This is a genomic window from Oxalobacteraceae bacterium OTU3CAMAD1 (genome assembly GCA_024123915.1).
GTDB lineage: Bacteria > Pseudomonadota > Gammaproteobacteria > Burkholderiales > Burkholderiaceae_D > Rugamonas.
Map to the genome: position 1 here is coordinate 4,479,382 of CP099650.1, position 13,038 is coordinate 4,492,419.

A 13,038-nucleotide genomic window follows, 5' to 3' on the forward strand; every position below is an offset into this window, starting at 1 on the left:
AGAAATGCTTATATAATGTCGCTCGCGGCTGGCTGAACAGCCTCACTACACCAATGTGTCAATAACAAAATACAATTCGGGAGTATTTCCATGAAAAAAATCAACACCCTGCTGGCAGCCTGCACCGTAGCCCTGCTGAGCGCCTGCTCGACCCCTGCCCCAGCCCCAGCACCGGCACCAGCCCCTGCTCCAGCCCCGGCACCGGCACCAGCTCCTGCCGCAGCACCAGTGGCCGCTCCTGCAGCAGCCACCCTGCCAGCGTACCTGGACCCAAACAGCTCGATCTACAAAAACCGTAGCGTCTACTTCGACTTCGACAAGTACACCGTCAAGCCGGAGTTCGACGCCGTTGTCGCCGACCACGGTAAATTCCTGGCCGCGAACCCGAACGTGTCGATCAAAGTCGAAGGCAACACCGATGACCAAGGCAGCGCCGAGTACAACCTGGCCCTGGGCCAGAAGCGCGCCCAAGCCGTCATCACCGCCCTGAAAACCCAAGGCGTGAAAGACAGCCAGATGGAAGCCGTCAGCTTCGGTAAAGAGAAGCCAAAAGCATCGGGCACCGACGCGGACTCGCGCGCCCAGAACCGTCGCGCCGATTTGGCCTACCCAAGCAAGTAATTTGCTTGCGGTACCTGTAGTGCAATGAAAAGCCCGGCTGAAAAGCCGGGCTTTTTTGCTTTGGGCTCTCCCCAAAGAGAGCTGCGCGCAGGCAACGTGTTGGTTATGCTGGAAGTTTCCATTCAACTTCAAATCACTGAAGGACTTCCATGAAAAACCTCACCACGGCCGCCGGCGCGCCGGTCGTCGACAACCAGAACACCCAGACCGCCGGCCCGCACGGCCCGGTGCTGCTGCAGGATGTCTGGCACCTTGAAAAGCTGGCCCACTTCGCGCGCGAGGTCATCCCCGAGCGGCGCATGCACGCCAAGGGTTCGGGCGCCTTCGGCACCTTCACCGTCACCCACGACATCAGCAAGTACACGCGCGCGGCGCTGTTCTCCGAGATCGGCAAGAAGACCGACATATTCATGCGCTTTTCCACCGTCGCCGGCGAGCGCGGCGCGGCCGACGCCGAACGCGATATTCGCGGCTTCGCCGTCAAGTTCTACACCGAGCAAGGCAACTGGGACGTGGTCGGCAACAACACGCCCGTGTTCTTCTTCCGCGACCCGCTCAAGTTCCCGGACCTGAACCACGTCGTCAAGCGCGACCCCAAGACCAACTTGCGCAGCGCCGAGAACAACTGGGATTTCTGGACCCTGCTGCCGGAGGCGCTGCACCAGATCACCATCGTCATGAGCGATCGCGGCATCCCCAAGGGCTACCGCCACATGCACGGTTTCGGCAGCCACACCTTCAGCTTCATCAGCCCGACCAATGAGCGCTACTGGGTCAAGTTCCACTTCGTCTGCCAGCAGGGCATCGCCAATTTCAGCGACGCCGAGGCGGCGGCCGTCGTCGCCAACGACCGTGAAAGCTCGCAGCGGGACCTGTTCGACGCCATCGAAAACGGCGACTTCCCGCGCTGGAAGCTGGCGGTGCAGATCATGCCGGAGGCAGAGGCGTCCAAGGTGCCATACAACCCGTTCGACCTGACCAAGATCTGGCCGCACAAGGACTATCCGCTGATCGACGTCGGCATCCTGGAATTGAACCGCAACGCCGAGAACTACTTCGCGGACGTCGAGCAATCGGCCTTCTCGCCGGCCAACGTGGTCCCCGGCGTCAGCTTCTCGCCGGACAAGATGCTGCAATCGCGCCTGTTCTCGTATGGCGACGCGGCCCGCTACCGCCTGGGCGTCAACCACCACGCGATTCCCGTCAACGCGCCGAAATGCCCGTTCCACAGCTACCACCGCGACGGCGCCATGCGCACCGACGGCAACCACGGCGCCGGCACCTCGTATGAACCGAACAGCCGTGGCGAATGGCTGCAGCAGCCGCAGTTCGCCGAACCGCCGCTGTCGCTCGAAGGCGCCGCCGCGCACTGGGACCACCGGGTCGATACCGACTACTACTCGCAGCCCGGCAACCTGTTCCGGTTGCTGACGGACGAGAAGAAAAGGCTGCTGTTCGAGAACACGGCGCGCGCGATCCACGGCGTATCGAAGCCGGTGCAGGAACGCCACATCTTCAACTGCACCCAAGCCGATCCGGCCTACGGCGCGGGCGTGATGGCGGCGATCAACGCGCTGGAAGCGAAGTAAAAGATAAGTGGGAGGCGGAGCGCAAAGCAACCCAACATGCTATTAGCGATACGCATTCCGTACCACTTAGGGGTCGGACCCGGTGGGGTCCGTCCCCGGTTGGCCGTGCGGGTCAAGCGGTGACCGTCACCCCTGCCCGCAGCAGCAACTGTTCGCAACGTTTGGACAGATGTTGAACCTGCAGCGTCTTACCGGCTTTGGCATAGCGCTCGCTGAGGGTAGACACCGCGACCACCGCCGAGTGGTCGGCTAGTCGCAGATAGCGGCAATCGAGCACCACCTGTTGCGGATCGCCCTGCGGCTCGAACAAATCGTTGAAATGCGCGATGGACGCGAAAAACAGCGTGCCGTGCGGCGTGTAGTGTTTGACGCCGTCGGCGCCCTCCACCACGTCGGCGTGGATTTCGCGGGCATGGCGCCAGGCGAAGCTGAGCGCCGCGATCACGATCCCGCACAGCACCGCCACCGCCAGGTCTGTCGCCACGGTGATGCAGGTGACGACGACGATCAGCAGCGCGTCATGCCTGGGCACCTTGCCCAGCACCCGCAGCGAACCCCACGCGAAGGTCTGCTGCGCCACCACGAACATCACACCGACCAATGCCGCCAGCGGAATGCGCTCGATCAGCGGCGACAAAAACAGTATAAACAATAAAATCATGATGCCGGCGACGGCGCCGGAGACGCGCGTGCGGCCGCCGGAACTCAGGTTGATCATGGTCTGGCCGATCATCGCGCAGCCGCCCATGCCGCCGAACAGGCCGGAGGTCACGTTGGCCGCGCCCAGCGCCACGCACTCGCGGTTCGGCAAGCCGCGCGTTTCGGTGATTTCGTCGGTCAGGTTAAAGGTCAGCAGCGTCTCCAGCAGGCCCACAACCGCCATCAGCAACGCGTACGGCAGCACGATGCCTAAGGTCTCCATCGTCATCGGCAATTCGGGAATGTGGAACACCGGCAGGCCGCCGGCGATTTGCGCCATGTCGCCCAGGGTGCGGGCCGGCAGATGCAAACCCTCGGCCAACAGGCCGACGCCGACGATCGCCACCAGCGCCGGCGGCACGGCCTTGGTCAAGCGGGGAAGTAAGTAAACGATCAACATCGTCAGCGTCACCAGCGCGCACATCCACACTAGCGAAGCGCCCTGCAGCCATTGGCCATCGGCCTTGAAGTGCTGCAGCTGCGACCAGGCGATGACGATGGCCAGGCCGTTGACGAAGCCGAGCATCACCGGATGGGGCACCATGCTGACTAGTTTGCCCATCCGGAGGACCCCGAACAATAGCATGATGAGGCCGCTAAGTACCACCGTCGCCAGGAAATACTGCAAGCCATGCTGGGCCACAAGGGCGACAATCACCACCGCCATCGAGCCGGCGGCCCCCGAAATCATGCCGGGACGGCCGCCGAAAATGGCCGTCAGCGTACAAATAAAGAAGGCGCCGTACAGGCCGGTCAGCGGATTGAGGTGCGCAACCAGCGCGAAAGCGATGCACTCGGGAACTAAAGCAAAGGACGTGGTCAGACCGGCTAAGGCGTTTTTAGAAAAATTGGATGACCACATAGAGGAGAGAAAAGGGGTAAGGACGCGCCGACGCGGGCCGACAAATCAGCCGCGAGCGACGTAAAAACGCAACAATCCGCGTATTTTACACGGCCGCGTTCGTTTTCTCATCGGTATGGGTGAACTGGCGCACATTCAAAAAGCGGCGAGCGCGGCAAAATAACCTTGCGAACTTCTCAACCACTTGCCTGCACGACATATCGCCATGACTACTCTGACCTCTGCCACCCGCGCCTTGAACCGCCAGAAAATCGCCGTGGAGCGGACGCTGTATGCGCGTTCGGCCGAGGAATCGCAACTGGCCGCCCGTTGGGCCAGCGCCTGGCATAAGTTGGTGCAGCGCAAGTTGGATAACATGGCTGCCCGTCCTGCTTCGCGGGTGGATTTCAGCGGCTTCATCGTGACACCGCCGGCCTCCCGCGTCCTGCACTAATTCCCTCTTTTTACGCCGCGCGCTGCTCGACCATCGCCGCCTTGTTGCGGCTGGCTTGGTAGCAGCTGCCCGCGCGCAGTTCCATTCCAGCACGATCCAGCACCGTCACGCAACCACGGCGGTACATGATCAAACCTTCTTCAGCCAGCTTGCCGGCCGCGCCCGTGACGCTCTCGCGGCGCACGCCCAGCATGTTGGCGATCATTTCCTGCGTTACCTTCAGTTCGCTGGTCATCGAACGGTCCAAACGCTCCAGCAACCAGCGGCACAGCTTCTGCTCGATACTGGTGTGACGGCTACCAGCCACGCTCTGCGCCAGTTGGGCGAACATCGCGCTGGTATAACGCATCAATTGCTGGGCAAGTGGGCCGCCGGCGTAGAACGCCTCACGCAGCACTTCAGTGCGCAGACGATAACCGTAGCCGTCGGCTTCGACAACTGCCGAGTAGCTGGCGCGCTCGGTTGGGTAGAGGGCAACACCGACCACGCCTTCGCGGCCAACGACGGCGATCTCGGTGGTCGCGCCGTCTTCCATCACGTACTGCAGCGAAACGATCGCGTTAGTCGGGAAGTAGGTGTACTCGACCTTGTCGCCGTAGTCGAACAGGTGCTTACCCGCCGGCAACGCCACCAATTCCAGATCGCTGAACAAGGCCAGCAGATCCTCACGCGACAAGGCGCGCAGCAAATCGTTCTGTTGCGCACCAATCAAGCTGATCGGTTGTGCAGCGGCGCCGACGTTGATGGAGCGGGTTGCGGAGGTGGTGGTGTCAAATGCGTTCATGGTCTGTACCCCTGGAAATCGTGTTGATCCTTCGAATAATGTCGTGTGGATCGCGGCGGGCTATTTGTGTCTCACCGTTGATGACACTATATCCAGGGGGGTAACTCTGCGGTATAGGACCACCTTGTAGTCCTATGTAGGCTGTGAACATTGCAAAATGTCATCTTTGTCCTACGCAAAGCGGGTCACCGCACATCCGGGTCAAAAAACAGGATGTGGAATCGCCGGAATTGCTTTACGCAGTTTCATCAATACGTCGCGCGCAATCGAATGTAGCCCGGGTTCAACCCCGGGGTCAGGTCCTCCATTGCTACACGGCCCCATCGGTGCAGCGGGTTTACGCGGTCTGCAAACAGAAATCGCCCCGGAACTGATCGGTCGCAAAGGTAATGCGCGGTGACTGGCTATCGTCACAGAATGACCCGCCCCCTGAGAATCGAATACGCTGGCGCGCTTTACCACATCACCTCCCGAGGTGACCGTAAAGTGGACATCTATCTGGACGACACTGATCGCGCGGTATGGCTCCAAACCTTGGGCGACGTGTGCGCGCAATCGAACTATGTGGTGCACGCTTTCTGCCAAATGACGAATCACTATCACTTGCTGCTAGAAACCGTAGACGGAAATCTGTCGGCCGGCATGCGTGAGCTGAATGGCACTTACTCGCAGTATTTCAACCGCCGCCACGACTTGGTCGGACATGTTTTTCAAGGACGATATAAGGCGATTTTGGTACAAAAGGAGAACTATCTGCTCGAGTTGGCGCGATATATCGTTCTAAATCCCGTGCGCGCCAAACTGGTTACCGATCCAGCAGACTGGCCATGGACAAGCTACATGTTCACCCAAGAAATCCTGCCCCCACCTGCCTGGCTGGACACGAACTTTATCTTGAAAAAATTCGGCGACAAACGGACAGATGCCATCAAGGCATATAAGCAATTCGTCCGCGAAGGCATTGGGTCAACGAATCCTTTATTTGGCGTAAAGAATCAGCTGCTACTTGGCGACGACGCGTTTATCGAACGGTTCCAAACGGCCTCCCCACAGCAGGAAATGGGCGGCATCTCGCGCGTCCAACGCGGAACGATGGCGCTATCACTGCAAGCATATGAAAATCAATATGCCGACCGCGACACGGCCATCGCGTTCGCCTACGCCACCAATGCCTACTCCATGAGCGAGATAGCGCGCCACTTCAAGGTGTCACGAACAACCGCGAGCCGCGCAGTGAAAATCTGGCGCTCCCGGCCGCCGGACACCCGGTAAAGCCGAGTTCGTGTAGCAATGGAGGACCTGACCCCGGAGTTGCTTTAATACGTTGCGCGCAGCTGGAGGTAGGCGGTGCGCGGGGCGCCGACCATGCGTCCGGCGTTGCCGTCGACGTTGCGCGTGTAGTAGCGCTTGTCCGACAGGTTGTTGATGCCGGCCATCACCTCGTAACCCGGCTTGCCCGGTAGCTTCCAGCCCAGCTGCGCGTTCCACAGGCGGAAGCCGGGGATCTGCCCTACTCCGCCATTGGCGGACTCGGCCACTGTGTTGGCGGCGTCCGAGTATTGCTTGCCTTGATGTGTGCTGGACAAATTTGCCGTGAAGGCGCCGATGCGGTAGCGCGCGCCTACCGTGTCGGTGTTGCGCGAGTAGAACGGCACGTCCATGCCCGACGTCGCGCCCGATTCCTGGATCGCCTTGGTGTACGTGTAGTTGGCGTAGACGTTCAGCCCCGCCAGCGCGCTGTCGTCGCTGAAGCTGTAGTCGGCGGCCGTTTCGATGCCCTCGTGGTCGGTCGCGCCGATGTTCTGGAACGTCGCCGGCGTGATGCCCGGAACCTGGATGATCTGGTTGTCGAACTTGAGCTTGAACGCCGTCAGTTCGGCGCTGACGGCGCCGGTTTTCCAGCGCGCGCCCACTTCGGCGGTCTTCGCCAGCTCGGGCTTGAGCGGATTGGACGGCGTCTGCGAGTTCAGCTGCGTGTTCTGCACCGGTCCGAACGAGGTCGTGTAGTTGGCGAACACCGTCAGCGCCTTGTTCACCAAATAGGCGACGTTGAGCGATGGCAGCGCCTTGTTGTTGTTCGATTCAAAGGTGTTGCGGCCGACGATGTCATCGCGCTCCGAACGGATGCGCTCGTAGCGCACGCCCGGCGTGATGCGCCACGCCCCCAGCGCGATGCGGTCGTCGATATACACGGCGTGCGCGTCGGTGCTGTTGACGAAGGTCGCGGTCGCGCCATTGACGCCGGTGGCGACGTTCTGGACATAGTTATTGTCGTCGCCCCGCTCGCGCAGGAAACGGTAGCCGACCGTGACGTCGTGCGTCATGCCGGACACGGCGAAGCGCTGCGTATAGCGCGGCTCGACGCCCAACACCTGGTAGTTGCGCGGCTGGTAGGTCAGCTGCGTGCGGGCGGCGTTGATCAGCGCGCTCTGGCGGAAGCTTTCGTTGTAGTAGGCCTTAATCTCGACCTCCTGCGTGGCCGACAACGTATTCAGGTAGCCGACGTCCGCACCCTTGCGGTCGCCGTTCCAGAAGTCCGTCGGACGGGTGTTCTGGAACGGGTTGGCGTTGTATTGCGCCACCGTCAGGCCGCCTGGCGTGCGCGAGTTGACGTCGAAGTACGTCAGCTTGCCGTACACCTCGCTCTGCGGATCGATTTTGTAGCGGAACTTGAGCGCGACGTCGTTGACCTTTTCGTCGCTGCCCACGCGCCAGCCCGAGCCGTCCATGCCCGAGTACATCAGCGCCAGGCCGAGGCCGTTGTCGAGCGTGCTGCCGACGAAGGCGCTGTGCTGACGGCTGTGGCCGGTTTCGCTGAAGTCGTTGTAGCGCACCGAGACGTCGCCGCTGATGCCAGGACCCTCCGGAATCGCGCGGCTGCGGAAGTTGATGATGCCGCCGACGTTCTGCGGGCCGTAGCGCACCGCCCCACCGCCGCGCACGACGTCGATCGATTCGATGTTGTTCAGGCTCACCGGCGCGAACGACAGCTGCGGCTGGCCGTACGGCGCCACCGCCAGCGGGATGCCGTCGAGCAGGATGGTCGAACGCGGCGAGTAGCGTCCGGTCAGCCCGCGCACGCCGATATTGAGCGAAATGGCGCTGCCGGCCGTGCCGGAATTGTCGGTCGCCTGCACACCCGGAATGCGGCGCAGCACGTCGCCGATGTCCAGGGCGCCGGAATTCTCGATCTCCTCCTTGCCGACGACGGTGCGCGCGCCGGGGAAGTTCTTCACGCTGTTCTGCAAGCCCGAGCCCAGCCAGCTGCCCGTCACCTGGATCGATTCGATAGTCGCGGCGGACCCGCTCTCCTGGGCGTGCAGCGCGGATGGCGCCACCAGCAGGGAGATGGCGGCGGCCATCGCGGTCAGGGGAAAATGCGCAAGGCGCGGTGCGGACAAGGCGAAATCGGACATGGAGGTGGGTGGTTTGCGTTAAAGCGCAAGATGATAACACTTCTCATTCTCATCGACTAGCGACCTCTTGGACAAAATGACTCAACCATTTTAAAGATGCATACGTTATACTTCTTTATGTCACCACTTCCAAACAACGAGAGACCATCATGCTGAGCGCAGAACAAAAAGCCATCATCACCGCGACCGTACCCATCCTGGAACAAGGCGGCGAAGCGTTGACGCGCCATTTCTACCTGACGCTGTTCCGCGACTTCCCGCAGGTGAAGCCGTTTTTCAACCAGGCCAACCAGCAGGACGGCAACCAGCAGCGCGCGCTGGCCAACGCGGTGCTGATGTATGCGCGCAATATCGATCGTCTGGAACAACTCGGACCGCTGGTCTCGACCATCGTCAACAAGCACGTCTCGCTGCAGATCCAGCGCGAACACTATCCGCTGGTGGGCGCCTCGCTGCTCAAGGCGATTCGGGAAGTGCTCGGCGCCGAAACCGCGACCGACGCCGTGATCGACGCCTGGGCCGCCGCCTACGGCCAACTGGCCGACATCCTGGCCGGCGCCGAACAAAACGTCTACGATGAAAACGCCCGCGCGCCGGGCGGCTGGAGCGGCGCCCGCGCATTCAAGGTCGCTTCCAAAAAGGCCGAAAGCGACGAGATCACCTCCTTCGTGCTGGAACCGGTCGACGGCCGCGCCGTTGTCGCCCATAAGCCGGGCCAGTACATCGGCATGTCCGTCAATATCGACGGCGAGGAGGCGCGCCGCCAATACTCGCTGTCGGCGGCCGCCAATGGCGCCAACTACCGCATCAGCGTCAAACGCGAAGCGGGTGGCGCGGTGTCGAACTTCCTGCACGATCGAGTCAGCGTCGGCGATAGCATCGACCTGTTCCCGCCCTCCGGCGAATTCGTGCTGAAAGACGGCGACAAACCACTGGTGCTGATCAGCGGCGGCGTCGGCATCACGCCGACGCTGGCGATGCTGACGAGCGCCCTGTCAACCGGCCGCGCCATCCACTTCATCCACGCCGCGCGCCACGCCGGCGTGCACGCCTTCCGTGACCAGATTGAGGCCCTGGCGAGCGAATATCCGCAGCTTCAGCGCTTCTACTGCTACGAAACCGCCAGCGATACCGGCCCGCAGCCGCACGCCACCGGCTATCTGGATCGGCAGCGCCTCGGCGAATGGCTGCCGGCGACGCGCGACGTCGACGCCTACTTCCTTGGACCGACGCCGTTCATGAAGGCCGTCAAATCGCATCTGCTGGAATTGGGCGTGCCGCAGGCACAGACGCACTACGAGTTCTTCGGCCCCGCCGAGGCGCTGGCCTGATGCGTTTTCCGGATATGTAAAGCCGGATATCTTCGTGTACGACGGAAGGCGCCGATGCAATACTGTTTGCATCTCGCCTATACGAAGGAAACCATGAAGCGCAGGACTGTACTGAAGCTGGCGGCCAATGGCGCCGCTCTGGCCACCCTTGGTGGCACCTCTCCGTTGGTGTTCGGCGCCGCGCCGCTCAAGGAGCTGCGCCTGGACTACGCCTATTATTCGCCGGCCAGCCTGGTGCTGCGCCGCTTCGGCTGGCTCGAAGATGAATTCAAGGCCGACGGCACCAGCGTGCGCTGGGTGCTCAGCGCCGGCAGCAACCGCGCGCTCGAATACCTGAACGCGAACAGCATCGACATCGGCTCCAGCGCCGGCCTGGCCGCGTTGCTGGCCAAGGCCAACGGCAATCCCATCAAAACACCCTATATATTCTCCCGTCCCGAGTGGACGGCGCTGGTGGTGCGCAAGGATTCGCCCGTGCGCGCGCTGGCGGATATAAAAGGTAAGAAGATCGCCGCCACCAAAGGCACCGATCCCTATCTGTTCCTGCTGCGATCCTTGCAGACGGCGGGACTGAAACGCAGCGATATCGAACACGTCGGCTTGCAACACGCGGACGGGCGGGCAGCGCTGGAACAAGGCAAGGTCGATGCGTGGGCGGGTTTGGACCCGCACATGGCAGCCAGCGAGCTGGAAAGCGGTTCGCGCCTCATCTACCGCAACGTCGCCTTCAACACCTATGGCTTTCTCAATGTGCGGGAGGACTTCCTGGCCGCGCATCCGGCGGAACTAGGCCGCGTGATCAAGGCCTACGAGAAAGCGCGCGCCTGGATAAGAGCCAACCCGTCCGACGCGGCCAAGATACTGTCGGAGGAAGCGAAGGTGTCGCTGCCGGTGGCGCTATTGCAGATCAAGCTGCGTACGGATTTCACCAATCCGCAGCCGGGCAGCGAGCATGTGAAGGCCTTGCAGGTGGCTGCGCCCATCCTGCGCGACGAGGCGCTGGTCAAGAGCGGCACGGATCTGAACCGCACCATACTCGACCTGGTCGACACACGCTTCGCGCAACCATTCATCGTCCGCGTTTAGGAGCTGACTGGAGATGAGCAGTGAACTGGCAGCGGCGCGTGCGCAAACCGATTTTGATGGTTCCGCTGCGGGGCCCTCCCCGCGCACGCGTCGCGCGCGGCGCCCGCGACACTTCCCGCATGGCCTGCTCGGGCTACTGCTGCCTTCGACGGTGTTGATCGGCGCGGAGGTGGGCGCGCGCGCCGGCTGGATTCCATCCAATCTGCTGCCCGCCCCGACGCAAATACTGGAAACGCTGGCCGATCTCGGCGCGCGCGGCCTGCTGGGCCATATCGGCGCCAGCACCCTGCGCGTGGCGGCCGGCTTCGGTGTCGGTGCCGCGCTGGCGGTGCTGCTGGGCGCCGCCGTCGGCTTGAACCGGCGCGCCGAAGCGATACTGGATCCGACCTTCCAGGCGCTGCGCGCCATTCCTTCGCTGGCCTGGGTGCCGCTGCTGCTCCTGTGGCTGGGCATCGACGAGGCGCCCAAGGTGGTGCTGATCGCCATCGGCGCGTTCTTCCCGGTGTATATGGGCGTGTCGTCCGGCATACGCGGCGTGGACCGCAAACTGATCGAAGTGGCGCGCCTGTATCGCCTGGGCGGCGTGGCGCTGACGCGCCGGGTGCTGCTGCCGGCCGCCATGCCGTCCATCCTCACGGGCCTGCGCAACGGATTGAGCCTGGCGTGGATGTTCATGGTGGCGGCCGAACTGATCGCCGCCAGCAAGGGCCTGGGCTACCTGCTGTCCGACGGCCGTGAAACCAGCCGCGCGGATATCGTGCTGGCGGCGATCGTGCTGTTGGCGATACTGGGGAAAATCAGCGATAGCCTGATGGCGGTCATCGAACGGCGCGGCCTGGCCTGGCGCGACAGCTTTTCCAGCGCGGGTGGTGCATGAGGCACGCGAACCTCGCACTGGATCTGCACATCGCCGAGAAACGCTATGGCGCCCGCACGGTGCTACGCGATGTCGGCATCGGTCTGCGGCAGGGAGAAGTGGTCAGCCTGATCGGCGCCAGCGGTTGCGGCAAAAGCAGCTTCCTGTCGATCGCTTCCGGCCTGGATCGGGATTTTCGAGGAGAGATCAAGCTTCACGGCCAACCGCTCGACGGCGTGCACCGCGATATCGGCTTCATTTTTCAGGAACCGCGCCTTTTCCCCTGGCTGACGGTGGCGCAAAACGTCGCTTTCGACAGCGACAACGACGCCGCCGCCCAAAAGCTCTCCACGCGCCTGTTGACGGAGGTCGGCTTGCAAGAGCAAGCGCAGTCGCTGCCCAAGCAGCTGTCCGGCGGACAGGCGCAACGGGCCGCGATCGCGCGCGGGCTATTCAGCCATCCAAGGGTGCTGCTGCTCGATGAACCGTTTTCCGCTGTCGACGCCTTCACGCGCATGAAGTTGCAGGATCTGCTGCTCAAGGTGGCACGCCAGCGCGAATTGACGGTGCTCCTGGTGACGCACGATATCGACGAGGCGCTGTATCTGAGCGACCGGATTATCCTGCTCGATGGCGTGGGGTCGCCGGCTGTGACGGAGTTCCGGCCGCCCCCGCGACCGCGCGGACGCGGCGATGTCGCGCTGGCCGCGTTGAAGTCGTCGATTATCGATCGACTGCACGCGGTGCACGCCATCTGATCAAAAAGTCTACTTCCGCCGGATGTGCGGCGCGCTGTCAGAACTGGTAAAATCCCGTTCATGATGCAAACCTCCACCACAGACCAGGCAGAAACGCTGATACGCGCCACCGGCGCGCGCGTCACGCGGCAGCGCGTGACGGTGCTCGACTTCCTGCTGGGCCAGGGAAAATCCCTGACCCACCACGAGATCCAGGACCACCTGTCGGATGAGGCGCTCGATTCGGTCACGCTGTACCGCGTGCTCGAATGGCTGACCGAAAATGAACTGGTGCACCGCATCGCCGGTGCCGACCAGGTCTGGCGTTTCAGCGCCGGCGCAGGCCACCATTCGCACGAACACGCGCACTTCCAGTGCACCAAATGCGAGGAAGTGACGTGCTTCACCGATGTCGCCCTGCCCCGCAAAATCAAACTGCCGGACGGCTTCCAAAGCCAGGAAATCGACTTCCTGATCAAGGGCACCTGCCCGCACTGCGCTCCGAAAAAGTAACAAGACGACAAAATAGTTAACGCAACATAGTTGCATTAACTTTCGAACGGATTTATTATGCAACTCAATTGCATTAATGAGTTGTATTAATCGATCCTGCGCGCCCGCGCC

12 protein-coding genes are annotated in these 13,038 nt (G+C 62.2%); 9 read left to right on the forward strand and 3 right to left on the reverse strand.

Translation table 11 applies throughout. The annotated features are described in order from the left end of the window. Positions 1-90: 90 nt before the first annotated feature. Both pal and NHH88_19270 read left to right on the forward strand, forming a co-directional pair. A complete protein-coding gene (gene pal / locus NHH88_19265; GenBank protein ID USX11837.1) occupies positions 91-621 on the forward strand; it encodes a peptidoglycan-associated lipoprotein Pal in 531 nt (176 codons plus the stop codon). Positions 622-770: 149 nt separating this feature from the next. Next, positions 771-2,210: a catalase gene (locus NHH88_19270; protein USX11838.1), complete on the forward strand. Its 1,440-nt coding sequence runs from the start codon at positions 771-773 to the stop codon at positions 2,208-2,210. Positions 2,211-2,322: 112 nt separating this feature from the next. Here NHH88_19270 and NHH88_19275 read toward each other — a convergent pair whose 3' ends face one another. Further along, positions 2,323-3,771 carry a SulP family inorganic anion transporter gene (locus NHH88_19275; GenBank protein USX11839.1) on the reverse strand — a complete coding sequence of 483 codons (1,449 nt, stop codon included), beginning with the start codon at positions 3,769-3,771 and terminating at the stop codon, positions 2,323-2,325. Between the two features lie 205 nt (positions 3,772-3,976). Here NHH88_19275 and NHH88_19280 point away from each other — a divergent pair, with 205 nt between their 5' ends. Beyond that, positions 3,977-4,204, forward strand: a complete 228-nt coding sequence (locus NHH88_19280) for a hypothetical protein (GenBank protein USX11840.1) — start codon at positions 3,977-3,979, stop codon at positions 4,202-4,204. Positions 4,205-4,214: 10 nt separating this feature from the next. Here the strand turns inward: NHH88_19280 and NHH88_19285 are convergent, their stop codons facing one another. Continuing rightward, positions 4,215-4,988, reverse strand: coding sequence for a Crp/Fnr family transcriptional regulator (locus NHH88_19285; GenBank protein ID USX11841.1), 774 nt, complete (start codon positions 4,986-4,988; stop codon positions 4,215-4,217). A 417-nt stretch (positions 4,989-5,405) separates the two neighbouring features. Between NHH88_19285 and NHH88_19290 the strand changes: the two genes are divergently transcribed. Further along, positions 5,406-6,260 (forward strand): transposase, encoded by an 855-nt coding sequence (locus tag NHH88_19290; GenBank protein USX11842.1) that lies wholly within the window; start codon positions 5,406-5,408, stop codon positions 6,258-6,260. 44 nt (positions 6,261-6,304) lie between these two features. Here the strand turns inward: NHH88_19290 and NHH88_19295 are convergent, their stop codons facing one another. Continuing rightward, on the reverse strand, positions 6,305-8,350 hold the full coding sequence (locus NHH88_19295; protein USX17381.1) for a TonB-dependent siderophore receptor: 2,046 nt from the start codon (positions 8,348-8,350) through the stop codon (positions 6,305-6,307). Positions 8,351-8,553: 203 nt separating this feature from the next. Between NHH88_19295 and hmpA the strand changes: the two genes are divergently transcribed. From hmpA to NHH88_19320, 5 genes are all read left to right on the forward strand, one after another. After that, positions 8,554-9,735 (forward strand): NO-inducible flavohemoprotein, encoded by a 1,182-nt coding sequence (gene hmpA / locus NHH88_19300; GenBank protein ID USX11843.1) that lies wholly within the window; start codon positions 8,554-8,556, stop codon positions 9,733-9,735. Positions 9,736-9,828: 93 nt separating this feature from the next. After that, positions 9,829-10,821, forward strand: a complete 993-nt coding sequence (locus NHH88_19305) for an aliphatic sulfonate ABC transporter substrate-binding protein (protein USX11844.1) — start codon at positions 9,829-9,831, stop codon at positions 10,819-10,821. Between the two features lie 13 nt (positions 10,822-10,834). After that, positions 10,835-11,698, forward strand: coding sequence for an ABC transporter permease (locus tag NHH88_19310; GenBank protein USX11845.1), 864 nt, complete (start codon positions 10,835-10,837; stop codon positions 11,696-11,698). Next, positions 11,695-12,435 carry an ATP-binding cassette domain-containing protein gene (locus tag NHH88_19315; protein USX11846.1) on the forward strand — a complete coding sequence of 247 codons (741 nt, stop codon included), beginning with the start codon at positions 11,695-11,697 and terminating at the stop codon, positions 12,433-12,435. Before NHH88_19310 ends, NHH88_19315 begins: the two co-directional genes overlap by 4 nt. 60 nt (positions 12,436-12,495) lie before the next feature. Next, positions 12,496-12,927, forward strand: coding sequence for a transcriptional repressor (locus NHH88_19320; protein USX11847.1), 432 nt, complete (start codon positions 12,496-12,498; stop codon positions 12,925-12,927). Positions 12,928-13,038: the final 111 nt, after the last annotated feature.